The 25,413-nt window shown below is 63.6% G+C and carries 20 protein-coding genes; 12 read left to right on the top strand and 8 right to left on the bottom strand.

Translation table 11 applies throughout. The features are described from left to right. The first annotated feature begins 100 nt into the window (after positions 1-100). The 8 genes from FDY95_RS01910 to FDY95_RS01875 all read left to right on the top strand — a co-directional run bounded on the left by FDY95_RS01910 (position 101) and on the right by FDY95_RS01875 (position 10,773). The gene (locus FDY95_RS01910) at positions 101-4,549 is read left to right on the top strand and encodes a methyl-accepting chemotaxis protein (RefSeq protein WP_246073898.1); all 4,449 of its coding nucleotides are present in this window, start codon (positions 101-103) and stop codon (positions 4,547-4,549) included. Positions 4,550-4,626: 77 nt separating this feature from the next. Further along, a complete protein-coding gene (locus FDY95_RS01905; RefSeq protein WP_138075024.1) occupies positions 4,627-5,166 on the top strand; it encodes a chemotaxis protein CheW in 540 nt (179 codons plus the stop codon). A gap of 48 nt (positions 5,167-5,214) precedes the next feature. Further along, positions 5,215-5,595 carry a response regulator gene (locus FDY95_RS01900; RefSeq protein WP_138075023.1) on the top strand — a complete coding sequence of 127 codons (381 nt, stop codon included), beginning with the start codon at positions 5,215-5,217 and terminating at the stop codon, positions 5,593-5,595. A 74-nt stretch (positions 5,596-5,669) separates the two neighbouring features. Continuing rightward, the gene (locus FDY95_RS01895; protein WP_138075022.1) at positions 5,670-6,782 is read left to right on the top strand and encodes a chemotaxis protein CheB; all 1,113 of its coding nucleotides are present in this window, start codon (positions 5,670-5,672) and stop codon (positions 6,780-6,782) included. Beyond that, positions 6,779-8,416: a chemotaxis protein CheA gene (locus tag FDY95_RS01890; RefSeq protein ID WP_138075021.1), complete on the top strand. Its 1,638-nt coding sequence runs from the start codon at positions 6,779-6,781 to the stop codon at positions 8,414-8,416. The genes FDY95_RS01895 and FDY95_RS01890 overlap by 4 nt, the downstream gene beginning before the upstream one ends. A gap of 74 nt (positions 8,417-8,490) precedes the next feature. Beyond that, positions 8,491-9,129, top strand: coding sequence for a chemotaxis protein CheC (locus FDY95_RS01885; protein WP_246073897.1), 639 nt, complete (start codon positions 8,491-8,493; stop codon positions 9,127-9,129). 114 nt (positions 9,130-9,243) lie between these two features. Then, the gene (gene speB / locus FDY95_RS01880) at positions 9,244-10,341 is read left to right on the top strand and encodes an agmatinase (RefSeq protein ID WP_138075020.1); all 1,098 of its coding nucleotides are present in this window, start codon (positions 9,244-9,246) and stop codon (positions 10,339-10,341) included. Between the two features lie 96 nt (positions 10,342-10,437). Beyond that, on the top strand, positions 10,438-10,773 hold the full coding sequence (locus FDY95_RS01875; RefSeq protein ID WP_138075019.1) for a phage holin family protein: 336 nt from the start codon (positions 10,438-10,440) through the stop codon (positions 10,771-10,773). 77 nt (positions 10,774-10,850) lie between these two features. Here FDY95_RS01875 and FDY95_RS01870 read toward each other — a convergent pair whose 3' ends face one another. The 5 genes from FDY95_RS01870 to FDY95_RS01850 all read right to left on the bottom strand — a co-directional run bounded on the left by FDY95_RS01870 (position 10,851) and on the right by FDY95_RS01850 (position 17,014). Further along, positions 10,851-11,729 (bottom strand): DUF4349 domain-containing protein, encoded by an 879-nt coding sequence (locus FDY95_RS01870; protein WP_138075018.1) that lies wholly within the window; start codon positions 11,727-11,729, stop codon positions 10,851-10,853. A gap of 134 nt (positions 11,730-11,863) precedes the next feature. Beyond that, entirely contained in the window at positions 11,864-13,174 is a 1,311-nt protein-coding gene (murA, locus tag FDY95_RS01865; protein WP_138075017.1) for a UDP-N-acetylglucosamine 1-carboxyvinyltransferase, read from the bottom strand. 126 nt (positions 13,175-13,300) lie between these two features. Next, positions 13,301-14,029, bottom strand: coding sequence for a DUF4290 domain-containing protein (locus FDY95_RS01860; protein WP_138075016.1), 729 nt, complete (start codon positions 14,027-14,029; stop codon positions 13,301-13,303). A gap of 170 nt (positions 14,030-14,199) precedes the next feature. Further along, positions 14,200-14,661: an HAD domain-containing protein gene (locus FDY95_RS01855; protein ID WP_138075015.1), complete on the bottom strand. Its 462-nt coding sequence runs from the start codon at positions 14,659-14,661 to the stop codon at positions 14,200-14,202. A gap of 112 nt (positions 14,662-14,773) precedes the next feature. Next, a complete protein-coding gene (locus FDY95_RS01850) occupies positions 14,774-17,014 on the bottom strand; it encodes an ATP-dependent helicase (RefSeq protein ID WP_138075450.1) in 2,241 nt (746 codons plus the stop codon). Positions 17,015-17,132: 118 nt separating this feature from the next. Between FDY95_RS01850 and FDY95_RS01845 the strand changes: the two genes are divergently transcribed. From FDY95_RS01845 to FDY95_RS01835, 3 genes are all read left to right on the top strand, one after another. Next, complete coding sequence (locus FDY95_RS01845) at positions 17,133-17,438, top strand: hypothetical protein (RefSeq protein WP_138075014.1); 306 nt, start codon at positions 17,133-17,135, stop codon at positions 17,436-17,438. A 124-nt stretch (positions 17,439-17,562) separates the two neighbouring features. Next, positions 17,563-18,144 (top strand): DUF3109 family protein, encoded by a 582-nt coding sequence (locus FDY95_RS01840; RefSeq protein ID WP_138075013.1) that lies wholly within the window; start codon positions 17,563-17,565, stop codon positions 18,142-18,144. Positions 18,145-18,509: 365 nt separating this feature from the next. Continuing rightward, positions 18,510-19,712 carry a TPR end-of-group domain-containing protein gene (locus FDY95_RS01835; protein ID WP_138075012.1) on the top strand — a complete coding sequence of 401 codons (1,203 nt, stop codon included), beginning with the start codon at positions 18,510-18,512 and terminating at the stop codon, positions 19,710-19,712. Positions 19,713-19,794: 82 nt separating this feature from the next. Here FDY95_RS01835 and FDY95_RS01830 read toward each other — a convergent pair whose 3' ends face one another. Further along, entirely contained in the window at positions 19,795-21,600 is a 1,806-nt protein-coding gene (locus FDY95_RS01830) for an alpha-amylase (protein ID WP_138075011.1), read from the bottom strand. A 360-nt stretch (positions 21,601-21,960) separates the two neighbouring features. Here FDY95_RS01830 and FDY95_RS01825 point away from each other — a divergent pair, with 360 nt between their 5' ends. Beyond that, the gene (locus FDY95_RS01825; RefSeq protein ID WP_171025483.1) at positions 21,961-23,553 is read left to right on the top strand and encodes a glycosyltransferase family 39 protein; all 1,593 of its coding nucleotides are present in this window, start codon (positions 21,961-21,963) and stop codon (positions 23,551-23,553) included. 16 nt (positions 23,554-23,569) lie between these two features. Here the strand turns inward: FDY95_RS01825 and FDY95_RS01820 are convergent, their stop codons facing one another. Next, on the bottom strand, positions 23,570-23,860 hold the full coding sequence (locus FDY95_RS01820) for an ADP-ribosylglycohydrolase family protein (RefSeq protein ID WP_262710159.1): 291 nt from the start codon (positions 23,858-23,860) through the stop codon (positions 23,570-23,572). A 123-nt stretch (positions 23,861-23,983) separates the two neighbouring features. Beyond that, positions 23,984-25,327, bottom strand: a complete 1,344-nt coding sequence (accC, locus tag FDY95_RS01815; RefSeq protein ID WP_138075008.1) for an acetyl-CoA carboxylase biotin carboxylase subunit — start codon at positions 25,325-25,327, stop codon at positions 23,984-23,986. Positions 25,328-25,413: the final 86 nt, after the last annotated feature.

Here is a 25,413-nt window from a genome sequence, read left to right as displayed (position 1 = left end):
CAACCGAAGTGGTTTGCTACTTTTGCCGATACCGCCTGCCATGCCCGGCCGGCTTCCCCACGCCCTCACTGCGCTTCCTCGCGCCCTGCATTCCGCACATATGGCCACCGGTAAGACCAGCAAACCTGCTACGACGCCTACGCCCTCCGACGCCAACCTGCCCGATACTCCTGTCACCGGCACCGGACCCGTTACCCGCAACGGTACCGGCATGCTGGCGCGCACCACGTCGGACCTGACGCGCAAACGCGGCGTGGCCCGCGGCGGCGCCAACGACTCGGCCGACCCGGACTACGTCAACGAGCAGCTCAACCGGGTGCTCTACGCCCTCGACGCCTTTAAGAAGGGCGACATCTCGGTGCGCCTGACCAAGCAGAACGACGACATCTTCGCCGAAATTGCCGAAGCCTACAACTCCATGGTGGAGATGATTGGCGGCGTGGGCGGCGAGGTGTCGCGCATCTCCAAAGTAGCCGGGGTAGAAGGGAATCTGAAGGCCCGCGCCTCCGGCGAAAACGCCACGGGCTTCTGGCGGGACATGATCAACAACATCAACGGCCTGGTGGACTCCATCGCCGTGCCGGTGTTGGAAGTGGGCAAGGTACTGAAGAACATCAGCCGGGGTAACCTGGACGAGTCGTTCCAGATTCCGGTGTCGGGCGACTTCAAGCTGATGGCCGAAACCATCAACAAAACCATCGATAACCTGAACGTCTTCGCCAGCGAAGTAACCCGCGTGGCGCAGGAAGTAGGTACCGAAGGGAAGCTGGGCGGCCAGGCCTCCGTGCCGAACGTGGGCGGGGTGTGGAAAGACCTGACCGACAACGTGAACACGATGGCCTCGAACCTGACCTCTCAGGTACGGGACATTGCCAACGTGGCAACGGCCGTAGCCCGCGGCGACTTGAGCCAGAAAATCACGGTAAACGTAAAGGGCGAGCTGCTGCAGTTGAAGGAAAACCTCAACCAGATGGTGGACTCGCTGAACCTCTTCGCCGGCGAAGTAACCCGCGTGGCGCAGGAAGTGGGTACCGAAGGGAAGCTAGGTGGCCAGGCCGTGGTACCGGGCGTTGGCGGGGTTTGGAAAGACCTGACCGACAACGTAAACAACATGGCCGCCAACTTGACGAGTCAGGTGCGTGACATTGCCAACGTAGCTACCGCCGTAGCAAAAGGCGACCTGAGCCAGAAGATTACGGTTGACGTGAAAGGCGAGCTGTTGCAGCTCAAGATGAACCTCAACCAGATGGTGGACTCGCTGAACCTGTTCGCCGGGGAAGTAACCCGCGTGGCGCAGGAAGTGGGTACCGAAGGCCGCCTCGGCGGCCAGGCCAACGTGCCCAGCGTGGCCGGCGTGTGGAAGGAACTGACGGACAACGTGAACACGATGGCCTCGAACCTGACCTCGCAGGTGCGTGACATTGCCAACGTAGCTACCGCCGTAGCCAAAGGGGACCTGACCCAGAAAATCACCGTGGACGTGAAAGGGGAGCTGCTCCAACTGAAGCAGAACCTCAACCAGATGGTGGACTCGCTGAACCTGTTCGCCGGCGAAGTAACCCGCGTGGCACTGGAAGTTGGTACGGAGGGTAAGCTCGGCGGTCAGGCCATTGTGCCGGGCGTCGGCGGGGTGTGGAAGGAGCTGACCGACAACGTTAACAACATGGCCTCGAACCTGACCTCTCAGGTACGAGACATTGCCAACGTGGCTACCGCCGTAGCCCGCGGCGACTTGTCGCAGAAGATGACGGTGAACGTGAAGGGCGAAATCCTGGAGCTCAAGAACATCTTGAACCAGATGGTGGACTCGCTCAACATCTTCGGTGACGAAGTAACCCGCGTGGCCCGCGAAGTGGGTACGGAGGGTAAACTGGGCGGCCAGGCCGTGGTGCCCCGCGTCGGTGGTACCTGGAAGGAGCTGACCGACAACGTAAACACCATGGCCTCGAACCTGACGAGCCAAGTGCGTGACATTGCCAACGTAGCCACCGCGGTAGCAAAGGGTGACCTGACCCAGAAAATCACGGTAGATGTAAAGGGCGAGCTGCTGGATCTGAAGAACATTCTGAACCAGATGGTGGACTCGCTCAACATCTTCGCCGGCGAAGTAACCCGCGTGGCCCGCGAAGTAGGTACCGAGGGTATCCTCGGCGGCCAGGCCAACGTGCCGAACGTAGGCGGGGTGTGGAAGGATCTGACGGACAACGTGAACACGATGGCCTCGAACCTGACCTCGCAGGTGCGTGACATTGCCAACGTAGCCACCGCCGTAGCCCGCGGCGACTTGAGCCAGAAAATCACTGTAAATGTGAAAGGTGAGCTTCTCCAGCTCAAGGAGAACCTTAACCAGATGGTGGACTCGCTGAACACCTTCGGTGACGAAGTAACCCGCGTGGCCCGCGAAGTAGGCACCGAAGGAAAGCTGGGCGGGCAGGCCAACGTGCCCAACGTCCGGGGTACCTGGAAGGAGCTGACCGACAACGTAAACACCATGGCCGCCTCGCTGACCTCGCAGGTGCGCGACATTGCCAACGTAGCCACGGCCGTAGCAAAAGGCGACCTGACCCAGAAGGTATCGGTGGATGTGCGCGGCGAGATGCTGGAGCTGAAGAACATCCTCAACCAGATGGTGGACTCGCTCAACGTGTTTGCCGGCGAAGTAACCCGCGTGGCGCAGGAAGTGGGTACCGAAGGCCGCCTCGGCGGCCAGGCCAACGTGCCGAACGTGTCGGGCGTGTGGAAGGACCTGACCGACAACGTAAACCGCATGGCCGCCAACCTCACCACGCAGGTACGCGGCATCGTGAAGGTAGTAACCGGCGTATCGCAGGGTGACCTTACCCAGAAACTGACCCTGGAAGCCCGCGGCGAGGTGGCCGACCTGGCCGACACCATCAACCGCATGGTGGACGACCTGAACCGCCTGGCCCAGGAAGTGTCGCGCGTAGCCCGCGTGGCCGGGGTGGAAGGCAAGCTGACCGAGCGCGCCATGGTAACCGGCGTATCAGGTTCGTGGAAAGACATCGTGGACACGCTCAACGACCTGATCGAGTCCATTGCCTCGCCGGTACTGGAAGTGTCGCGCGTGGTGCGGGCCCTCTCGGAAGGCGACCTGACCCAGCGCGTGGAAGTACCCACCGCCGGCGACATCTACGCCATGGCCATGGCCCTGAACACCGCCGTGGACTCGCTCAACGAGCTGCTGGCGGAAATCAACGAGTCGTCCCTGGTAGTAGGGGCTTCGTCGGAGGAAATGGCCCAGAAAGGTCTGGAGATGAGCCGCGTGACAGTGGACGTGTCCTTGGCCATGCAGCAGATGGCTGAGGGCGCCCAGAATCAGGCTATGAAGACCGACCAGGCCTTCAAGCTGATCGAGGAAATCATGACGGCCACCAAGGAAACGGCCAACAAAGCCGACGTGGTAAACAAAGCCGCCATCCTCGGGGAGCAAACCTCCCAGCTCGGTCTGAAAACCGTGGCCGAGGTGGTAAAGAACATGGAAGAAATTTCCAGCGCTTCGGCCGGCACCGCCCGCACCATCGACGTGCTGTCGGTCCGCTCGCAGGACATTTCCAAGTCGCTGGGCGTAATCACCGACATTGCCGCCCAAACCAACCTGCTGGCTCTGAACGCCGCCATCGAAGCCGCCCGCGCCGGGGAAGCCGGTCGGGGTTTCGCGGTGGTAGCCGAGGAAATCCGCAAGCTGGCCGAAGGCTCCCGTAAATCCGCCAACGAAATCAACACGCTGGTAGAGGACGTGAAAAAGGACACCGCTTCGGCCGCCGCGGCAATTTCGACCATGGAAGGCCGAGTGTTGAAAGGGAAGAACGCGACGTTTGAGGCTTCGTCGGCCTTTAAAAACATTGCCACCAGCTCGGGCGAAATCCTGCGCACCTCCCGCGACATTCTCACGGCCACCGAGATTCAGAAAACCTCGATTGGCGACGTGGTGAAGTACGTGGAAGAAGTGGTAGCCATTGCCGAGCAAACGGCTTCGGGCACCCAGCAGGTAGCCAGCACGGCCAAGCAGCTCAGCTCGTCGATGGCCGAGCTGACCGCGTCGAGCCAGAAGCTGACCGACATTGCCGACGACCTGCAGGTGGGCCTCTCGGCCTTCCAGCTGATGGACTACATGGCCGAGGATGTCTACTACGAGCCCGAGCCCGTGCGGCCCGCCCGCCCGGCGCGTCGGCAGCCCGTAGCGCCGCAGCCCGAGGCCCCGGCCCAGCGCCCGGTGGGCCGCATGGCCGCCCGGCAGGCCGCGTCGGCGGCGCCGTCCGCAGCACCCGCCGCGCCGCCGCGTCGTCCGGCCCCGGCTCAGCGCCCCGCTGCCGGTGGCGCTTTGACCAACGCCGCCCCGGCCCGTCCGCTGCCGACGCGCAAGCCCGCTGCCCACGCGGCGGAGCCCACCGAGCCGACCATGCCCACGCCCCGCAAGGCGCCGGTACGTCGGGCGGGAGCCTCGGAGGCCAAAAACGGCAAGCCGGCCGACAACCAGCGTCCGGATAACGCGGCCAAAGCCCCGGCTCCCAAGCAACGCAAGAAATAATACGGTCTGAATGCTGCCCGGCCGGAGCCTCATCCGCTCCGGCCGGGCCGACCGTTTCGCTCTAACCCACCCCGTGCATGCCTGATAGTCAAGCGGCCGCCGACAAAAAAGCCTCCAAGCCCGACGTGCCCGTGCAGCTCATCGTGTTCCGCCTCGCCGGCGAAGAATACGGGATTCGCATCGAGCAGGTGAAGGAGGTCACGCTCACCCCCGAAATTGCGCGCATGCCCAAAACGCCGCGCTTCGTGAAGGGCATTGCCAACCTGCGCGGCGACATCATTGCCATCATCGACCTGGAAGAGCGGTTTCGGCTGCGCACCTCCAGCAACGAGCCGGTGACGGGCGTGACCTACACCATGGCCCTCGAGGCCAAGGACTACACCATCGGCATCATCGTGCGCGAGGTGCCCCAGCCCCTGTCGCTGCCGGCCGCCAGCATCGAAAAAGCCCCGGAGTTCATCCAGGACCTGAACATCAACGACAAATACATTGAGGGCATCGCCCGGGTGGAAAACCGCATCATCATCGTGCTGGACATGCTCAAGCTGCTCACGCCCGAGGAAATCATGCAGCTCAAGCCCAAAGCCACATCTTCCGCCGCTACTGAGCGTAGATAGGCCCGGTAACTCTGCCACTCCCACGCTCACTCCCTAGACCGCACCCTTATGAAAAACCGCATCCTCATCGTAGACGACTCGTTCTACATGCGCACGATGCTGAAGAATATGCTCACCGACGCCGGTTACGACGTGGTGGGTGAGGCCGCAAACGGCCAGCAGGCCCGCGACCTAGCCAGCGAAACCAAGCCCGACCTGATTACCCTCGACGTCATCCTGCCCGACAACACCGGCCTGGAAGTGCTCAAGGACATCCGCCAGGAGCTGCCCAACGTGAAAATTGTGATGTGCTCGGCCGTAGGGCAGGAGGTCATCGTGAACGAAGCCCTGGAAAGCGGCGCTTCTGCCTACATCGTGAAGCCTTTCTCCGAAGACAAGGTGCTCGAAATCGTGGGCGGCGCGCTGCAGGACAGCGGCGCTTCGGCCTAATTCCGCGTTCGGCGTTGGCGCGGCGCCCCGCCTAAGGGACGCCGGCTCGTGTTCTGCTTCTGTTTCGTTGCGCTTTGTTTAACCCCCCGGTACTGCCTGCTCCCCTGACCATCCTGCTTGGCGACATGCCAGGCTTGATGCGCTTGGCGTTGTCCAAGCTGCTGCGGACCGACGCGAGCGTGCAGATTGTGGGCAGCACCGCCGGCCCCGACGACCTCATTGCCCAGGCCCGCCGCCTGCGTCCCGACCTCGTCATCACCGGCGAGCAGCCCGTGGCCAGCATGAAGCGCCTGGCGCAGTTTCACCGCGGCCCCGTGCTGCTCTACGCCGGCTACACCCTGCCCTCGGCCACGCTGCGCGAAGCCTCGCAGTGGGGCGTGTACGACCACATCGGCCCCTTACCGGCGCCCACCGACCCCGACTATGGCTTCGCGCGCCGCGACCTGCTGCGCAAAGTGCACCAGTCGCGGGCGGTAGCCACGGCGGCCCTGCAACGGCTGAGCCTGAGCAGCGGATCGGCCGTGTACGGCATGGCCGGACACGTGCTGAGCACCACCCCGCGCGGCGTCATAGTTATCGGCGGCTCGACGGGCGGGGCGGCAGCGGTGGAAGCCCTGGTGCGCGGCCTGCAGCCGGGCCTGCGCTGGACGGTGGTGGTGGCGGTGCATTTGCCGGCGGCTTTCACGGCTTCGCTGCTGGAACGGGTGCGCCGGGCCGCGTCGTTGCCGGTAGTGGAGGGCCGCGCCGGACTGCGCCTGCAGGCCGGGCAAATCGTGGTGGTGCCCGGCGGCTCGAACTGGGCCGTGCGCGGCGAAGTGGGCCAGTCGCTCTGGCTGCAGCAGGCCCATGAGCCCGCCGCCGGCCTCGACGAGCCCAACATTGATTTGCTGATGATTTCGGCCGCCCGGGCCGCCGGCGCCCGCACCCTGGGCGTGGTGCTGACCGGGCTGGGCTGCGACGGCACCGCCGGCGCGGCCATGATCCGCCACTTCGGCGGCACGGTCCTGGCCCAGAGCGAACAGTCGGCCGCCGTATTTGCCATGCCCAAGGCTGTCATTGAGGGCGGACACGCTTCGGCGGTGCTGGCCCTGGAAGACATGGCCCGCTTTATCAACGGCCACGTGCAGCCGCTGCGCCCCGCCGCCCCGCCGCGCGTGTCACCCGCTATCCGTTCGTACTCCCGATGAAGTCACGCGAACAGGAATACCGGGAGTTGTTTATGGCCGAGGCCCTGGAGGCCTACGACGCCATGAGCCAGCACATGTCGGTGCTGGAAAAGCGGCCGGGCGACGAAGGGGCGTTGAACGAAGTGTTCCGCCTGCTCCACAACCTGAAGGCCAACGCCCGGGCCATGGGCCACGACGCCATCGGCGAAGTGGCGCACCGGATGGAAACCATCTTCGGGCAGATCCGCAGCAAGGAGCGGCCCTTCGCCGGCTCCATGGTACCCGTGCTCTTCAGCGGCATCGACGTGCTGGGCGGCATGATCCGGGCCGTGGGCGCCAACCAGGAGCTGACCGAAAACCTTCCGCTCATCGAGAACCTGGACCGGGTTATCGAGGGCGAAGAGCCGGTGCTGCTGGACGACGACGAATCTGGCAGCGAGGAAGATGCCACCCGCAAGTTGGAGCTGTCGGACCTGGTTTACATCCCGATCAAGAAGCTCGACCACCTGCTCAACCTCGTCGGGGAGCTGATCATCGACCGGGACCGGGTGCTGACCCTGGCCCAGGAAATCGGCGACACCACCCTGCAGACGGTGACGGCCCACCTCAGCCGCCTCGCCGACGATTTGCAGTACTCAGTGATGGACGCCCGCCTGGTGGGCGTGGGCACGCTGTTCAACAAGTTTCCGCGGGTGGTGCGCGACGTGGCCACTGCCGAGCAGAAGCAGGTGGAGCTGACCATCAGCGGGCAGGATATCCAGATCGACCGCAACATCCTGCAGATCATCACCGATTCTTTGCTGCACCTGGTGCGCAACGCCATCGGCCACGGCCTGGAAACGCCCGAGGAGCGCGTGAAGGCGGGCAAGCCGGAAATCGGGCAGCTGGTCCTCTCGGCCCAGACCGACCGCGACAACGTGCTCATCCGCATCAGCGACGACGGGCGCGGGGTGGACGTGGAGCGCGTGCGCCGCAAGGCCGTGGACCGCGGGCTGCTCACGCGCGAAGCGGCGGCCCGCCTCAACGAAACGGAAGTGCACAACCTGCTCTTCGAGGCCGGCTTCTCGACGGCTGAGCAGGTAACCGAAATTTCGGGCCGCGGCGTGGGCCTCGACGTGGTAAAGCTGGCCATCGACTCGCTCGGCGGGCAGCTGCGCGTGGATTCCAAGCTGGGCCAGGGCACCACCTTCACGCTGGTGCTGCCCACCTCCATTGCCGTGAAGGGCGCCCTGCTCTTCGAACTCGACGGCCACCCGTACGCGCTGCCGCTGATGCACACCGACTCGGTGGTGTCGTTGGCGCCGGAGAAGCTGCACGTGGTGGGCGGCACGCTGCTGGCCAAGGTGCTGACCGAGAACATTCCGGTGGTGCGCCTGGCTGACCTGCTGGCCGACAACGACGACGCCCTGCTGCCGGCCAACCGCGCCGCGCTGACCGGGGCGCAGGACATCATCATCACCAATTACAACGGCCGTAAATTAGGCCTGATTGTCGACCGGTTCCTGCGTCAGCAGGATATCGTCATCAAACCCGTCAGCCAGCCGCTCGACATGATCGATCTGTTTGGCGGAGTTACCTTGCTCGGCAGCGGGCAGGTGTGCCTGGTACTCGACGTGCCAGCTATTACGCGCCTGTTCTTATCCCGCCGCCCATGAAATTCGTACTGCCAACCCCCCAGGGTCGCTGCCGCGTAGCCGCCGCCGGCCTGCTTTTAACCTAAGCCACCCGTATGGACCTGCTCATGAATGATCTGGAACGGGATATTATCCGCGAAATCCTGAATATCGGATTGGCGCGGGCCGCCGACTCGTTTGCAGCCATTGCCCAGGAGAGGGTGTTGCTGGAAGTGCCCAGCCTGGAGCTGGTGCGCGCCGGCGACATTATCAAGCTCATCAGCAGCTACCAGAGCAGCCACGTGGCCATTCAGTCCGACATCAAGGGCGACTTCAACGGCACCACGCTGATGTTCTTCTCCGGCCAGCACGTGCAGCGCCTCTCCAAGGTGTGCCTGCGCATGGACGTGAGCGACGACCTGAACATCAACGAGATGCAGGAGTCGTTGCTGCTGGAAATCAGCAACATCATCACCGGGGCCTTGGTGACGCAGCTGGCGAATATCCTGAAGGCGAAAATCTACGGGGCCCCGCCGCGCGCCGCCACCCACGGCAACCTGGCCCACTCGCTCGACAGCCTGCTGGAAACGCACCCGAAGATGCAGCCGCTGATTTTCTCGGTCATCACGCAGTTTTCCGACCAGAACAGCAACGTGGAACTGCCCCTGATGCTCTTCTTCGACCGCGAGACCTTCGACAAAATCCTGACCATTATCCGCACCTACGACCTGCCCGGCAACGGCCTGCCCGCCTAGCCACCGGCAGCTGACGGCAGGATTGAACCGGTGCGGAAACCCTTCCAGCGCCGCTTCAATCCTGCCGTTTTTTTACGGCCCGCTTCTTCTTTCTCCCCGAATTTTCCTTTCGTCATGCACGACCCGATTGTCCTTGCGCTGCAGCAGAAAATAGCCAATTTCGACCCCAACGCCGTCGGTGATACGTCCGGTGGCCTGTTCGGCCTGCCTTTCTCGCCCGAGGAAGCCCAGGTGGTGGTGGTGCCCGTGCCCTGGGAAGTCACCGTGTCTTACCGCGCCGGCACGGCCCAGGGCCCGGCCGCCATTGCCGAGGCCTCGGCCCAGGTCGACCTCTACGACCCGGACCTGCCCGACGCCTGGAAGCTGGGCCTGGCTATGGAAGAGGTGGACGAGAAGTGGGAAGCCGAAAGCCGCGAGCTGCGTGAGCTGGCCGAAGGCTACATCGGCTGGCTGGAAGACGGCCAGCCTGCGGAATCGGCCAAGAAGTTTGCCAACGTGACGGGCAAGGTCACCGAGCGGGGCGAGGCGCTGCTGAAGTGGCTCAAGGCCAAAACCGGCGCTTACCTCGACGCCGGCAAGGGCGTGGTGGTGCTCGGCGGCGACCATAGCACCCCGCTGGGCTACATGCACGCGCTGGCCGAGCGCCACGAGGAATTTGGCATCCTGCAGATCGACGCGCACTGTGACCTGCGCACGGCCTACGAGGGCTTTCAGTACTCGCACGCCAGTATCATGTACAATGCCCTGCAGCTGCCGCAGGTGAAGAAGCTCGTGCAAGTAGGCATCCGCGACCTGTGCCAGCAGGAGGCCGACCTCATTGCCCAATCGGGCGGGCGGGTGGTGATGTTCCACCACCGCTTCCTGCGCGAGGGCATGTACGAGAAGAAATCCTGGAAAAAGCAGTGCGGTAAAATCATTGCCCAGCTGCCCCAGAAGGTGTACCTGAGCTTCGACATCGACGGGCTGGACCCCAAGCTGTGCCCCGGCACCGGCACCCCGGTACCCGGCGGGCTGGAGTTTGAGGAGGCGCTGTACCTGATCCGGGCCGTGGTGCGCTCGGGCCGCCAAATCATCGGCTGCGACCTGAACGAAGTAGCCCCCGGCGACACCGACTGGAACGGCAACGTGGGCGCCCGCCTGCTCTACCAGATGGCCAACTGGATGGCCGTGTCGCAGGGCCGGCTGACGGCCAACGGCATTACGGAAGCGTAAGCGCAGCCAAGCATAGACTTTTGCGTATAGTTGCCCGTCGGTTCACTGCTGAGCCGGCGGGCTTCTCTTTTCTCCTCCTTCCAAACTGTTTCCCGTATGGGCTTCATTCTGAAATTCATCCTCAGCGCCATCATTGCCTACGTGCTGACGAAGGTGCTGCCCGGCGCCCACCTCGGCGGCTTCACCGACGCGCTGCTGCTGGTGCTGGTGCTCGGCATCCTGAACGCGGTGGTCAAGCCCATCCTGAAAATCCTGGGCTTCCCCATCACTGTGCTCACCCTGGGCCTGTTTCTGCTGGTCATCAACGCCGTCATCGTGCTGCTGGCCGACTGGCTGCTGCCTGGCTTCAAGGTCGATGGGTTTCTTTACGCCCTCATCTTCAGCATCGTGCTGACCTTGGTGACGTCGGTAGTGGATATGATCATCGACTGAGCAGCTTGCTGCTTGCTACGCACAAAAAAGCCCGGTACCGCAATGAGGCCGGGCTTTTTTGTGCGTAAGCGGCACTACTACTGCAAAGCCAGCCGGCGCAGGCGCCAGCGGCGAACCAGCCAGAACACAACGCCCCCGACCAGCAGTAGCGGCCACAGCGCCACCAGGCCGATGCACAGCCCGGTGACCAGCTGCCAGCCGTCGTAAAATGCCTCGACTACGCGGCTGCCGAAGGAAATAACCGGCGCGTCGGGCGCGGGCAGGGTCAACGGCTGGTAGAGCTTCAGCGTGATGGTGGAGTAGGCTACTTGGTCGTTCAGGGCCTTAAAGCGGCTTTCCGCCGACTCGATTTCCTCGCGCACCTGCCCGATTTTGCCCTCGATTTCCAGCACCTCGCTCACCTTTTTGGCCTGGCTCAGCAGCCCGATGTAGCGCTGCTCCAGGGCGCGCTTGGTGCGCAGGCGGGCCGCCACGTCGGCGTGCTCGGCCGTTACGTCCTCCGAAGTCAGGGCCTTGCGCTCCACGGTACCGAGGGCGGACAGGCCCGCGAGCAAAGTGGTAAACCGCTCGGGCCGCACGCGGATGGTCATTTCCTGCCGCCACGCGTCGTCGGAGTGGGTTTGGGCGGCAGCGCCCACCCAGCTGCCGCTGCGCCGCACGATGCTGTCGACGCGGGCCGCCGCGCGGGGCAGGTCACGGACTTTGATGTCGACGTCGGCCTTGTAAATCAGCTGCCGGGCCGTGGGGCTGACGGGCACGGCGGCGGGGCCGCTGTTGCCGTCGGCCAGGGCATCGGCCTGCTCTGCTTCGGCGGCTCCGGAAACCGGCGCGTATTCCACGGCCGGGGCCTCCAGCATCACGGCCTGATCGGCCACGGCTGGGGCCGCTTCCTTATCGTTGCTGCAACCGCCCAGCAGCAACCCCAACCCCACCAGAATTCCAGTTAGTTTATGCATGGCAATACATGGGTTTAGATGAATGTGGATGGATAACGACGGTTGGAGAATTTCCTTTTGCGGCAGCGCTTGGGGCAAACAAAAAGCCCCGCCGGTAGGGGCGGGGCTTTTTAGGGTCAACGGGCTTCGGTGCCTTAGCCGACGCGCTTGATCTGGGCACCCAGGGCCTGCAGGCGGCCTTCGATGTTCTGGTAGCCGCGGTCAATCTGCTCGATGTTGAGAATCGTGCTCTTGCCCTCGGCCGAGAGGGCGGCAATCAGCAGGGCCACGCCGGCGCGGATGTCGGGCGAGGTCATGGTGATGCCGCGCAGGGCGTGGTGCTTGTCGAGGCCGATGACGATGGCGCGGTGCGGGTCGCAGAGGGTAATCTGCGCGCCCATGTCGATGAGCTTGTCGACGAAGAACAGGCGCGACTCGAACATCTTCTGGTGAATCAGCACGGTGCCTTTGGCCTGAGTGGCCACCACCAGCATAATGCTCAGCAAATCGGGCGTGAAACCCGGCCAGGTGTGGTCCGATACCGTCAGGATGGAGCCGTCGAGGTAGGTGGCAATTTCGTAGCGCGGCTGGGCCGGCACGAAGATGTCGTCGCCGCGGAACTCCAGCTGGATGCCCAGCTTGCGGAAGGTGTCCGGAATCAAACCCAGCTCGGGGATGGCGCAGTCCTTGATGGTAATTTCCGAGCCCGTCATGGCTGCCAGCCCGATAAACGAGCCGATTTCAATCATGTCGGGCAGCATGCGGTGCTCGGTGCCGCCGAGCGACTTCACGCCTTCGATGACCAGCAGGTTCGAGCCGATGCCTTGGATATTGGCGCCCATACGCACCAGCATCCTGCAGAGCTGCTGCAGGTACGGCTCGCAGGCCGCGTTGTAGATGGTGGTGGTACCCTCGGCCAGCACCGCGCCCATCACGATGTTGGCCGTGCCCGTTACCGAAGCCTCGTCCAGCAGCATGTACGCGCCGCGCAGCCCGTTCGAGGCCGACATACGGTAAAACTCCGGGCCTTCCACTTTCAGGTCGGCGCCGAGTTTCTGCAGGCCCCAGAAATGGGTATCCAGCGGCCGGCGGCCAATTTTGTCGCCGCCGGGCTTGGGCAGCTGGCACTTGCCGTAGCGGGCCAGCATCGGGCCCAGAATCATCACCGAGCCGCGCAGCTCGCGCGCCTGCTTCACGAACTCCGGCGTGTCGAGGTAGTCGAGGTTGACTTCATCGGCCTGGAAGCGGTAGGTATCGGCCGAGAGCCGCTCTACCTGCACACCCATGCTGCCGAGCAGCTCAATGAGCTTGTTGACGTCGCGGATGTCCGGAATGTTGGAGATGGTGACGGGCTCCGGGGTCAGAAGCACGGCACAGAGGATTTGCAGGGCCTCGTTTTTGGCCCCTTGCGGCACTATCTCGCCGCGCAGCGGTTTCCCGCCGATTACTTCAAAAGCTGCTGCCATTCTGGAACAGAGTCGATGAGATATGAGACAGTGAGGCCTGAGAAGGGAGACGGACATCCAGGTTCAGCGAAATCGTTGCTGACGTCTGTCTCACTTCTCATGTCTCACCAGCCCATGTCCAAATAATTACTGCGGCGGTTGTTGCGGTTCACGGCCTCCTTTTTTGCCCCGGCGCTTGTCGCGGCGCTCCTGCTTGCCGCCACCGCGGCGCTGCTCCCGCTCCTGGCGGGGCTGCGGCACCACGAATGCGCCCTGGCTGGCGCGGCCGCCGCCACCACCGCCCTGACTGGCCGAGCCGGTCATGGTGTCGAAGCCGCCGGCGGCGTCCACCTGGGCCTGGTCGAGCTGCAGCTTGCCGGCCGACAAATCTTTGAGGTGGCGGATGATGGTCACGTCCTTCGGGATGTCCTTGCTGTGCATCCGGTGCAGAAACTTCATCACCCGGCCGATACTAATGGCTGCCTGCTCGCGGGCGGTGGTATCTTCCAGGGCCACGGCCTTGGCCACCAGCTCCTCCACGTTTTTGCCGTAAGGACGCAGCTTGGGGCCCTTGGTGGGGTAGCTGAGGCGTTCGGGCTTGCGGGTAAACTGGTCGAGGCCGGTGAGGGGGAAGGGGGCGTCCACGTCCAGCTGGTTGCCGGTCATGGCGTAGAGGTGGTTCCAGAGCTTGTGCTGGTAGTCCTGCTGCTCCCGTACGCCGGGATTCAGGCGGAACATGAGCTGCACAATCTGCTGGGCGCGCTTGGTGCGCTCGGCGCGGTCTTCCAGCGTGAGCAGCGTCTGGGCCAGCTGGTAGGTATTCTGGCCGTATTCGCGCACCAGCAGCTGGAGCTGCGGGGGAAGAATGTCAATCATTGGTTTGTCAGGAAAGGAATTCGGCGGCGCGGAGTCGGATACCCGGATAGGAGGGGAGGCCAGCCGAGGGTGCCGAGCAGGTAATGGCTCGACGGTTTGAAGCGCTAAATATACGGCAGTTGCACCGTTCAGGTCGCGTTTTCGCCGCTACGAAACGCCAACAGCCCAAATTATTGGCCGGCCGCCAGAATACGTAGGGCTTCGGCCAGCGCCGCCGCATCCAAGCCGCGGTGGTAGGCCGTGCGGACCCAGTGCCGGCGGTAGTGGTCTGGCAGCCCGGCCAGCCGGCTGTCGTCGTCGATAATGACGTAGCGGGCCGGCTCGCCGTGCCGGGTCAGCCAGCCCTCTATTTCAGAAGCGCGGGACGTCCCGTTTGGTTCAGTGGCCTCATCGACTTTGCCCCGGATGTCACCACGAAAGCCACGGCGCTGCATCAAGGCCTGAAATCCGGCCAAAGTTACGGTCATGCGGCGCGACGAAGTAAGGACGATCTGTGCGCCGGTTTTTTCAACCAACGCGTTCAGATTGGCCACGCAGGCGGCGTTGAACTCGCTGTACCCGTCGTCGGCCATGACTTCTGGCTTCCATAGTGGTTGGGTGCAGAGCACGCCGTCGATATCGAGGAAGATCATGCTTGTGTGGCTCATTAGCTAAAAAAATAGTTCGCGTATCCTTAGCGGCATCTTGTAACGACAACCGTTCAGGATACGCGAACTACAAGTTCGCGCTACGACGCGGGCGGGGTTATACAATCCGCAGCTTGGCGAAGCTCAGCAGCAGGGTTTTCTCGCCCACGCCGCCCTCGAACTGAATCGTGGCTTTCACCGAGCCGTCCTGCTTTTCCAGCTTGACCACCGTGCCGAAGCCGAACTTGGGGTGCTCCACCTTGTTGCCGACGGCCAGGTTGGTGGTGTCCGAGGGCTTGAAGTCGGGGGAGGGCACGTAGGGCTTCACCGGGGCCGCGGCGGGCTTGATTTTCTGAGCGCCGACCAGGTTCGAGCGGCGTTCCAGCACCGGGGCGAAGGGGCTTTCCTCCTGCCCGTACTTGAACTCCACGAACGTGGGGTCGATTTCGTCGATAAAGCGGCTTTTCTCGCAGCTGCGCAGGTTGCCCCACTGGTAGCGGGAGGTGGCGTAGCTGAGCGTGAGCTTTTTCTCGGCCCGGGTAATGGCCACGTAGAACAGGCGGCGCTCCTCCTCCAGGTCCGAGCGCGAGGTTATCATCATCTGCGAGGGGAACAGGTTTTCCTCCATGCCCACGATGTACACGTTGCGGAACTCCAGGCCCTTGGCCGAGTGAATCGTCATCAGCGTGACGGATTCGCCCTCGTCCTTGGCGTCCTTGAGGTCGGTATCCGTCACCAGCGCAATGTCCTGCAGGAAGGAAGCCAGAGACTTGTCCTCCCGCTCCGGGTCGTCCACGTATTCCTTGATGCCGTTCAGCAGCTCCTGGATGTTCTCGTAGCGCGAGAGGCCCTCGATGCTCTTGTCGGCGTAGAGGTCCTCGATCATGCCCGAGTTCTTGGCAATGAACTTGGCCGCCTCGAAGGCGTCATCCTTGCCGGCCACCACGGCGTAGCTCTTGATTTTCTCGCCGAAGTCCACCACCGGGTTCGACACCCGGGCGGGCAGAAACTGGTCAGCATTGGTCACCACTTCCCAGAGCGTATGGTTCGACTCCTCCGCCGCGTTGATCAGCTTGCTGATCGTGGTGTCGCCGATGCCGCGCTTGGGGTAGTTGATGATGCGGCGCAGGGCCTGCTCGTCGTTGGGGTTGACGGTTAGGCGCAGGTAGGCCACCAGGTCCTTGATTTCCTTGCGCTGGTAGAACGAGAGGCCGCCGACGATTTTGTACTTGATGTTGAGCTTGCGCAGGGCCTCTTCCATGGCCCGGCTCTGAGCGTTGGTGCGGTAGAGGATGGCAAAATGGTCGTAGGAAAGATGGTGGTTCATCTTCTCCTCGTAGATGCCGTTGGCCACCAGCTTGCCCTCCTCGTTGTCTGAGGCCGCCCGAATCACCTCGATGCGCGGGCCTTCCTCGTTGTCGGAAAACACGCTTTTGCGCAGCTGGGCCTGGTTGTTCTTGATAACCGAGTTGGCCGCCTTCACGATGTTTTTCGTGCTGCGGTAGTTCTGCTCCAGCTTGAAAATGGCCAGCTCGGGGTAGTCCTTCTCGAAGTTGAGGATGTTCTGGATGTCGGCGCCGCGGAAGGCGTAGATGCTCTGCGCGTCGTCGCCCACCACGCAGATGTTGCGGTTTTTGGCCGCCAGCTTCCGGCTGATGAGATACTGCGAGTAGTTGGTGTCCTGGTACTCGTCCACCATCACGTAGTGGAAGATGTTCTGATACTTGTTCAGCGCGTCCGGGTGGTCCTTGAACAGGACGTTGGTCTGGTACAGCAGGTCGTCGAAGTCCATGGCGCCGGCCTTGAAGCAGCGCTGCTGGTACTGCTGGTAGATGACGCCGATTTTGGGCCGCAGCGCGGCCTCGTCGTCCTGCTTGATGACGGGGTCCTGCAGGTACTGCTGCACCGAAATCAGTTTGTTCTTGGCCGCAGAAATGCGGCCCAGCACGGTGCTCGGCTTGTAGAGCTTGTCGTCCAGGTCCAGCTCCTTCACAATCTGGGTGATGAGCGTCTTGGTGTCCTGGGTGTCGTAGATGGTGAAGTGCCGCGGGTAGCCGAGCTTATCGGCCTCCGAGCGCAGAATGCGGGCGAAGATGCTGTGGAAGGTGCCCATCCACAGGTTCTTGGCCTCGGGGCCCACCACCTTCTCAATCCGGGCGCGCATTTCGCGGGCGGCCTTGTTGGTAAAGGTCAGGGCCAGGATGTTGAACGGGTCCACGCCCTTTTCCAGCAGGTGGGCAATGCGGTAGGTCAGTACCCGCGTCTTGCCCGAGCCCGCGCCCGCAATAATCATCGCCGGGCCCTCGGTGTGCAACACCGCGCCGCGCTGCGACTCGTTGAGTAGGTTGATATAGTCCAGTGCCATTCGTCGTCTTCGTAGCCGGCTTGGCGGCTAAACCACAAAGGTAAGACGAACGGGGCGGCGGGGGAAGGGGCCGGGCGGCTAATGTGGTTAGCTTACTTTATCTTTCACTTCCATGAACGCAGACCAACTTTCCTGGGGCCGCTCGGCAGCGGCGGGGTTTGCCCTGACGGTCGGGTTTTACTTGCTGTGCATAATTGCCTGCGTGCTAATGGCGCAGTTCATGCCGGTGGGTAGTGCATGCACGTTAGGAACACCCGTACTACCCCTGCTCTTCGGTTATGGCTTTGGCATTTTCTGGGGCCTGTTCCTCGTGGGCAAATGCATCCTGGAGCGCGCTTCTGCCTTTGACAAGGGCAGCTTATCGGCTCACGTCCTGGTATTGGGCATTGTGTTGATTTGCGTGAAGCTGTGGCGCTGAGTTTGCCTTACGTGACGGGTAGGTGCGCTGAGCGGCTAAGGGAAAGGCGAACTTCGCGCCGCCGGGCGTTGTTCGGCAGCGAATCTGCCGCCGTATCTTTGCGGCTCGTTTCCCGCACCCTTCCATGATTGTCATCCAGAATACCATCGTCTCCGACGACGTCCGCGACCAGTTTTTCGTCTGCAACCTGGAGCGCTGCAAGGGCGCCTGCTGCGTGGAGGGTGACCTGGGCGCCCCGCTGGAAGAGGCGGAGCTCAAGATTCTGGAGCAGGAGTACGATAAGATCAAGCCCTTCCTGACCCACGCCGGCCGCCACGCCATTGAGGAGCAGGGCCTGTACGTGGAGGACTGGGAGGGCGACTACTCGACCACCACCATCGACAACCGGGAGTGTGCCTACGCCTTGTACGACGAGCGGGGCATCCTGAAGTGCGGCATCGAGCAGGCCTATCTGGCCGGGGCCACCACGTTCAAAAAGCCCATCAGCTGCCACCTGTACCCCATCCGCATCAGCAAGTACGACGAGTTCGAGGCCCTGAACTACGACCGGTGGGAAATCTGCAATCCGGCCTGCGCCTTCGGCGCCCAGCTGGGCGTGCCGGTGTACAAGTTCCTGAAGGAGCCGCTGATTCGAAAGTACGGCGAGGCCTGGTACCAGGAGCTGACCCAGGAAATCGAAAATCCAACTCCTGAAACGACGACCTAACAGCCACGGGGCCGACCAATTGGCCGGCCCCGCGGCTGTTATTGCGGGTTCAACGCGCGCCCGGTCCTAGCTCATAGTGCAGCGTCAGTTCGGCAAAGTCCTCGCCGGTAGCACGCTCCGGCACACGGGCGGGGTCTGGGCCGTGGCGGCCGGCGCCGGCAGTAGCGTAATCAGCACGGCAGGAGGAGCAGAAAATGGCCGGGTCGGCGGCATACGGAGCGCAGATTTGCGCCTTAACGCCGCGGCTTGGTATTCAGTGTGGGCCGCTTGGTAGAGGCCAGTCCCGGGTCCATCGACTTTGCGCGGATTTCGGCGGCGCAATGGGTATTTTCTGAGCCCGTCCACCATTCCCCGGCATTCCCACCATGTCAGCCCGTTTCCTCGCCGCAACCCTGGTTGTGGCCGCGCTGCTGAGCAGCCGCCCGCTCCACGCGCAGTCCGATGCCGCCGCCAAGCACCAGGCCGTAGTGGCCATTTATCCAGTGATGCTGCAGGCGGTGCAGGCGCGCAACCTCACCCAGGCCCGGACGCTCTGCCAGCAGGCCATCGACTACGAGCCCCAGGACCCGGTGCACCGCTACAATATGGCCTGCATTGAGTCCCTGGCCGGCAATGCCAACGCCGCCTTTGCCGCTCTGAACCAGGCTACGGCCCTAGGCTACGCCGACCCCAACTCCCTGCGCACCGACGCCGACCTGGCCGCCGTGCGCCCCGATGCACGCTTTGCCACCGTGCTGCAGGCCGCCGCCCGCAATGCCGGCGGCAGCGCCAGCGCGCCAGCTCCGGCGACGCAGCCGGCCAGCACTATCCGACCGGTAGGGCCCGGCCCCGCCACCGCCCCGGCGGCGGCCCGCCCGGCTCCGGCCGTCACGGCGGCCCCGCGCCCGGCAGCCCGCCCGGCCGCCGTGGCCCAGCCCCTGGTCGGCAAGGTGACGGGCAACCGCCCGGTGGGCCTGTTTTTGATGACGCGCTACTGGATTGCCACCCGTTCCCTGGAGAAAAGTACCTACTACTTCACGCCCGATGGCCGGGTGTACGTGGACCCGACCGGCTTCTCGGCGGCCGAGCTGGCGGCGCTCAAGCCGGGCTACCGCGGCACCTTCCAGGTTAGTGGCAACAAGCTCACGGTAGCCTGGGCCAGCGGGCAGAAATCCAGCAGCGTGGTGGAGGACGCCAAAGCCGACGCCTTCAACTGGGACACGGGCATCTTCGTGGGGGCACAGCCGTTTCGCAGCACCCAGCAGCTGCTAGGTACTTTCGAGGGCGGCAATTCCGTTTCCACCGGCTCAGGCTCCATTGCCGTGGCCGGCACCTACACCTTCCGCGCCGACGGCACCTATTCCCGCTCCGGCGTGGCCTCCTCCAGTAGCGTCTCCGACGGCTCGGTCCTGAAGACCGGCGGGCAGGGCCAGGCAGCCGGCCGCTGGCAGCTCAACGGCTTTGTCCTGACGCTGACCGACAACCAGGGGCAGCAAACCAGCGGGGTGAGCTTTCCCTTCGTGACCGAAGGCACGGCGGCCAAGCCCGAACGCATCTACTTCAATGGTACCTTGTACAAGCGCCAATAAAGCCCTGTTGCAACCGAAAAAAGGCCAGCTGAAGCAGCTGGCCTTTTTTCATTCACACAAACATTAAAGCGTCTTCCCGGCGCTACTGCCAGGTATCGGTGCGCGTCAGCGTGGTGCCGGTGGGGGTGAAGCTGCGGTTCGAGCCGCCTTCCCAGAGCACGTTGCCGGCCCCGTCCTTGCGGATGTACTTGTACTGCACGGCCGTGCCCGCGGTCAGGTTCACGGTGCCGCTCCACTTGGGCCAGGCCGCGCCGCTGAGCTTGATGGCGCTGGCCGTGTTCCAGTTGCCGAGCTGGGCCGTGCTGCCGATAACGTACACATCCTGCCCGCTCACGGTGTTGCTGTAAGTCACGTTGAACGTCACGGCCGTGGTGCCGCTGGGTGGGGGCGTGGTGCCGCCGGTGCCAGGCACCCACACAGCGTAGCCGCGGGCACCCACCGGGAAGTTGCCGGTGCCGTTGGCGTCGGTGGTGATGGTGCTGGTGTTGTTGCCGGTTTTGTCGGTCAGGGTTACGCTCTTGAAGGGCGTGGTAATGGTCTTGGTGCGGGCCGTGCTGCCGTCGTTGAGCAGCACCAGCAGGCCGGGGTGCGAGGCGTCGCCGGCGCGGGAATAGGCGTACACGTCGGCGTCATTCACGCTGGTGTACTCCGTGGCGGCCCCGTAGGCGTTGGCTTTGCGGATGGTAATGAGCGTTTTGATCTGCCCGCCCAGGCCGTACTCGTAATAGTCGCGGTAGAACACGCAGGGGTAGCCTTTCTCGCGGGTGAGGATGTAGGCGTAGGCCAGCATCTTCAGGTTGGTCACCGGCGAATACAGCGCCCCGCCCTGCTGGTCGGTGTCGTGGTTATCCACGAAGGATACCGACAGCGGCCCGTTGGCCTCGGTGAAGCCGGCAAACTGCAGCCCGCGCATGTCCCAGCTGCCATTGCCGTTGCTCATGTCCTGGAAGGTGTAGTGCAGCGGCACGTCGAACAGGCTGGTGCGGCCCCCGGTGGCGGCGGCGTAGTTGTTCATGTCGCCCAGGTTCCGGAACCAGGCCTCCGACACGGCAAACCGGCCGCTGCTGCCCTTCACCGCGTCCAGCCACTGATTCACGTAGGGCGTGTAGATGTGCTTCGTGGCGTCGAGGCGGTAGCCGTCGAGCTGGAGCTTGGTGGTAATCCAGTTGCCCCAGTTGATGGTTTCGGTGGCATTGCTGGCGTTGCCGTTGTACTGGATTTCCGAGCCCAGCAGGTTGTCGTAGGCGTCGTTGTTGGCGTAGGGCTGAAAGTCCCAGCTTTTCCACTGGTACCAGCCGTTGTTGGGCGCCTGCTGGGTGCCGGTGAAGTTGTTGTAGCCCCACTTATAGGCGCTGTAGGTGCTGCCGCGGCCGGGGTAGTTGAACTTGGTGTACACTGTGTTGCCGTTCACCGTTTCCTGCGCGTCGGCCCAGGTGAGGTGGTTCATCACCATGTCCTCGTACACCTGGATGCCCTTGCCGTGCAGGGCCGTAATGGCCGACTGCAGCTGGCCGATGGTGCCGTAGCGGGTGGCCACGGTGCCTTTCTGGTTGAATTCGCCCAAATCGTACCGGTCGTACACGCCGTAGCCCACGTCCTGGGCGCTGCCGCCCTTGTAGGCCGGGGGCAGCCAGATGGCGGTGATGCCCGCGTCGCTCAGCTCCTGGGCCTTGCTGCCCAGGTTTTGCCACCAGCTGCCGGCCGTGGTGCTGATGGGCGTGTTCCAGTAAAAGCCCTGCATCATCACGCCGTTGGCGGCCACGGCGTTGGGGGTAGTGGCCAGGGGCGCCACGGCGGGAGCGGGCGAGAGGGCCGCTTCTTTGCTGCACGAAGCCAATACGGCTCCGGCCGCGAGCAGCCAGGCGGCTGCCGCAGAGTGTTTGAACATAATGGTGGGAATGGATTGGTTGTGGAGGCGGCAAATAGTCAATTATTGGCGATATTTCATAAAAAAATTACGCAAGATTGAAATTGTCATAACGACAGATAAAGTTCGTTACCAAAGCTCACAGGCATAAAGTGGGGTTGTGTAGGTTGATAAAATATGACTTCGGATACCGGGAGTGGTGCCCGACACCAGGAAATGGGGCGGTTTTGACTTTTCGAATATGCCCAGCCCGCGTTCAGCCAGCCGCAGGGGCGGTTGACTGAATTATGCGGGGAGCTATAAAACCGTATGATTATTTTTAGGGTCCTGCCTTGTCTCCGCCCCATGCTCCCCGGATTTCCCCGCCCGCTTACCTCCCGCTTGTCCCCCAGGTTCTGGATTCGCTGCTACTTCGCCCTGTGGCTGCTGCTGGGCCTGCTGCTACTGCCCGGCTACGGCGTGTCGTGGGACGAGCCCACGGACCGCACCACCGGCCTGATCAGTACCCGGTACGTGACCAGCCAGGTGGCTCCGGCCTGGACGGCCCGGCAGCCGGCCCTGCAGAATCTGCCCGACTTCGCCACCTACTCCGACAACGACCACGGCGTGCTGTTTGAGCTGCCGGTGTGTCTGCTGGAGCAGCTGCTGGGCCTGCACGATTCGCGGGCGGTGTACCTCTGGCGCCACGGCTGCGTGTTCCTGGTGTTCTGGATGGGCGCCTGGGCGCTGTATGGGCTGGCCCGCGCCCGGTTCCAGGACTGGCGCCTGGGGCTGGCCGCCAGCACCTTGCTGCTGCTCTCGCCCCGCTTTTTCGCCGAGGGCTTCTACAACACCAAGGACATCGTGTTCCTTGCCTTTTTCACCCTGGGCGTGTACACCCTGGTGCGCCTGCTGCAGCGCCCCACGCCGGGCCGGGCGGCGCTGCACGGCCTGGCCACCGCCGCCGCCACCGACGTGCGCATCATGGGTATCCTGCTGCTGGCCTTCACCCTGGGCATGGTGGCGCTGGAGCTGCTGGCGGCGCCCCGCCCCGACAAGCAGCCCGGCCGGTGGCTGCGCCTGCTGCCCGTTTACCTGCTCGTGACGCTGGTGGCCATCATCGTGGGCTGGCCCTACCTCTGGGCGGCCCCGCTTGCCAACTTCCAGCGCGCCTTTGCCAGCCTGAGCAAGTTCAGCTTCGACGCCGACCTGCTGTACTTCGGCCAGCGGGTGTCCATCAACGCCCTGCCCTGGCACTACATCCCGGTGTGGGTGCTGCTGACCACGCCGGTGGCCTACGTGACGGCCGCGCTGCTGGGCGCCGGTACCTACCTGGCGGCCTGGCTGCGGCGCCCCCTGGCCCAGCTGCAGCCGCTCAATGGCCGCCTCGACGCGCTGTTCATTGGCTGGCTGGCCTTGCCCGTGCTGATGGTTATCGTGCTGCACTCGGTGGTGTACGACGGCTGGCGTCACCTGTACTTCATTTACCCGGCCCTGCTGCTGCTGGCCCTGCGCGGCGCCTGGGCCGTGGCGCAGGCCGCCCGGCGCCCCGGCTGGGGGCGGCGGCTGGCCCAGGGCGCCGCCACGCTGGCCGCTGTCGAAGTACTGCTGACCCTGGGCCGCATGGTGGCCGCCCACCCGCAGCAGCAGGTGTACTTCTCGTTTCTGCCGCCCGCCGTGGTCGAGCAGCAGTTCGAACGGGACTACTGGGGCCTCTCGTACCGGGCCGGCCTGGAATGGGTGCTGGCCCACGACGCGGCCCCGCGGATTCACCTCGACGCCGGCCAGCGTATGCCGATGATGAACAACGTGGCCATCCTGCCCGCCGCGGCCCGTCAGCGCCTGCAGCTGGACCCGGCCGCCAAGGATGTGTACTTCCTGACCGCTTACCGCACGCATCCCGAGGCCTACCCCGATTCGCTCGGCGCCGAAGTGTACGTGCTGCGTGCTAACGGCGTGAAGGTGCTGTCGGTGTTTCAGAAGCGGCCCTGGTAGTGCATCGGCGCCGAACTTATTGCCAGCACTGGCTAAACCGCGCAATAACCGCTTGCAGCCAGGCCCGGATGCCCGGCACCACGGCTAGCGCCCCGGCGTAGGACTCCGGGTGCCGGTGCGTAAGGCTGCACACATCCTCGATGAGCCGGCGCTCCACGGGCGGCTGCACAAACGCCAGCGGCGCCACGCGCATAGCGCCCCCGTTGCCGGCCGCGTACTCGCCGCCGCGGCCTGCCTGGCTCCAGTGGCCGCTCGCTGCCAGCCCCTGCAAGGCCTGCAGGGAAGAATCAGCAGGGCCGCCGGGCAGACCAGCCAGCGCAGGGAGCGGTCCAGAATCGGTAGTTTGCGGGGCACCATCGGATAGTAAGTAGCAACAAAAAACGGCTCATCCAGACGAGGATGAGCCGTTTTACGCTTGCGAAAAAGCCGCTTACAGCGTCGAGAAGTCAAATGACTCCAGGAACTTCGTGGTGAAGTTGCCGGCTTTGAACTCCTCGTCGTCCATCAGCTTCAGGTGGAAGGGAATCGTCGTCTTGACGCCTTCCACCACGAATTCCGACAGGGCGCGCTTCATTTTCACCACGCACTCCTCCCGGGTCTGGGCCACGGTGATGAGCTTGGCAATCATCGAGTCGTAGTTGGGCGGAATCTGGTAGCCCGCGTACACGTGGGTGTCCACGCGCACGCCGTGGCCGCCGGGAATGTGCAGCACCGTGATTTTGCCGGGCGCCGGGCGGAAGTCCTTGCGCGGGTCCTCGGCGTTGATGCGGCACTCCATGGCGTGCAGCTTGGGTAGGTAGTTTTTGCCCGAAATGGCAATGCCCGCCGCCACTTTGATCTGTTCCTTGATCAGGTCGAAGTTGATAACCTCCTCCGTCACGGGGTGCTCCACCTGGATGCGGGTGTTCATCTCCATGAAGTAGAAGTCCCGGTTTTTGTCGACCAGGAACTCGATGGTGCCCACGCCCTCGTAGCCGATGCTGCTGGCGCCGGCCACGGCGGCCTTGCCCATCTTCTCGCGCAGCTCGTCAGTCATGAAGGGCGACGGGGCCTCTTCCACCAGCTTCTGGTGCCGGCGCTGAATCGAGCAGTCCCGCTCCGAGAGGTGGCACACGGTGCCGAACTGGTCGCCGGCAATCTGGATTTCGATGTGGCGGGGCTCCTCCACGAACTTCTCCAGGTACACGCCGTCGTTGCCGAAAGCGGCTTTGGCCTCGGTGCGGGCGTCGTTCCAGGCCTTCTCGAACTCGTCCTCGCTCTTGATGATGCGCATGCCGCGCCCGCCGCCGCCGGCCGTAGCCTTCAGGATAACGGGGTACTTGATCTTGGCCGCCACCTTCTTGCCCTGCTCAATGGAGTCGAGCAGACCGTCGGAGCCCGGAATGGTGGGCACGCCGGCCTTTTTCATGGTGTCCTTGGCCGAAGCCTTGTCGCCCATCGAGTTGATCATCTCGGGCGAGGCCCCGATGAACTTGATGCCGTTTTCGCGGCAGATGCGCGAGAATTCCGCGTTTTCCGACAGGAAGCCGTAGCCGGGGTGAATGGCGTCGGCGTTGGTGATTTCGGCGGCGGCAATCAGATTCGGAATGTTCAGGTACGAGTCGCGCGAGGCGGGCGGCCCGATGCACACGGCTTCGTCGGCGAAGCGTACGTGCAGGCTTTCCTTATCGGCGGTGGAGTACACGGCCACCGTCTTGATGCCCATCTCGCGGCAGGTGCGAATCACGCGCAGCGCAATTTCCCCGCGGTTGGCAATGAGTATTTTCTTGAACATGGTTGTGGGAAAGAAATGAGACTGTGAGACATGAGAAGTGAGATGGACGATTTCGCAGAACGATTCGTCTGTCTCACTTCTCATGT

It is taken from the genome of Hymenobacter jeollabukensis (assembly GCF_005771675.1).
Lineage (GTDB): Bacteria > Bacteroidota > Bacteroidia > Cytophagales > Hymenobacteraceae > Solirubrum > Solirubrum jeollabukense.
This window is presented reverse-complemented; position numbering and strand designations above follow the sequence as displayed.

Excerpts from the sequence above, each read along its gene's own strand:
- FDY95_RS01910 (WP_246073898.1), top strand. The coding sequence starts at position 101 with ATGGCCACCGGTAAGACCAGCAAACCTGCTACGACGCCTACGCCCTCC.
- FDY95_RS01905 (WP_138075024.1), top strand. The coding sequence starts at position 4,627 with ATGCCTGATAGTCAAGCGGCCGCCGACAAAAAAGCCTCCAAGCCCGAC.
- FDY95_RS01900 (WP_138075023.1), top strand. The coding sequence starts at position 5,215 with ATGAAAAACCGCATCCTCATCGTAGACGACTCGTTCTACATGCGCACG.
- FDY95_RS01890 (WP_138075021.1), top strand. The coding sequence starts at position 6,779 with ATGAAGTCACGCGAACAGGAATACCGGGAGTTGTTTATGGCCGAGGCC.
- FDY95_RS01885 (WP_246073897.1), top strand. The coding sequence starts at position 8,491 with ATGGACCTGCTCATGAATGATCTGGAACGGGATATTATCCGCGAAATC.
- speB (WP_138075020.1), top strand. The coding sequence starts at position 9,244 with ATGCACGACCCGATTGTCCTTGCGCTGCAGCAGAAAATAGCCAATTTC.
- FDY95_RS01875 (WP_138075019.1), top strand. The coding sequence starts at position 10,438 with ATGGGCTTCATTCTGAAATTCATCCTCAGCGCCATCATTGCCTACGTG.
- FDY95_RS01870 (WP_138075018.1), bottom strand. The coding sequence starts at position 11,729 with ATGCATAAACTAACTGGAATTCTGGTGGGGTTGGGGTTGCTGCTGGGC.
- murA (WP_138075017.1), bottom strand. The coding sequence starts at position 13,174 with ATGGCAGCAGCTTTTGAAGTAATCGGCGGGAAACCGCTGCGCGGCGAG.
- FDY95_RS01860 (WP_138075016.1), bottom strand. The coding sequence starts at position 14,029 with ATGATTGACATTCTTCCCCCGCAGCTCCAGCTGCTGGTGCGCGAATAC.
- FDY95_RS01855 (WP_138075015.1), bottom strand. The coding sequence starts at position 14,661 with ATGATCTTCCTCGATATCGACGGCGTGCTCTGCACCCAACCACTATGG.
- FDY95_RS01845 (WP_138075014.1), top strand. The coding sequence starts at position 17,133 with ATGAACGCAGACCAACTTTCCTGGGGCCGCTCGGCAGCGGCGGGGTTT.
- FDY95_RS01840 (WP_138075013.1), top strand. The coding sequence starts at position 17,563 with ATGATTGTCATCCAGAATACCATCGTCTCCGACGACGTCCGCGACCAG.
- FDY95_RS01835 (WP_138075012.1), top strand. The coding sequence starts at position 18,510 with ATGTCAGCCCGTTTCCTCGCCGCAACCCTGGTTGTGGCCGCGCTGCTG.
- FDY95_RS01830 (WP_138075011.1), bottom strand. The coding sequence starts at position 21,600 with ATGTTCAAACACTCTGCGGCAGCCGCCTGGCTGCTCGCGGCCGGAGCC.
- accC (WP_138075008.1), bottom strand. The coding sequence starts at position 25,327 with ATGTTCAAGAAAATACTCATTGCCAACCGCGGGGAAATTGCGCTGCGC.